This window comes from Crenobacter sp. CS_VA4 (assembly GCF_055597485.1).
Genome location: NZ_JBVMAE010000194.1, coordinates 1 through 239, shown reverse-complemented (window position 1 = coordinate 239; position 239 = coordinate 1). Strand labels below are relative to the sequence as shown.

Below are 239 nucleotides of genomic sequence, written 5' to 3'. Positions count from 1 at the left end.
GACAACGCTTCCCTGGCGGGCCTTGGTGAACCTGCTGACAGCGACGCTCCGCTTCGAATATATGGCCCTGCGTGTCGACAAGAACGCCCCTTGGACCACCCCCAAGGCCCACGCCTGGGATGCGATGACGCTGGAAGCGTGGATGCAGCAGCACCTCCGGCAGCCCGCAGCCTTTACCGTGTTCAAGGTCGCCGTGGAGAGCGTTCTGGCGAAGCACCCCGGCGATGTCAGCCTGTTGC

Annotated in this window: 1 protein-coding gene; it reads left to right on the top strand. The window is 64.4% G+C overall.

Features of this window, described 5'->3' with window-relative positions:
• Window positions 1-25: 25 nt before the first annotated feature.
• A partial coding sequence (locus ACZ2IA_RS23270) for a hypothetical protein (RefSeq protein ID WP_470294945.1) occupies window positions 26-239 on the top strand: 214 nt, incomplete at its 3' end.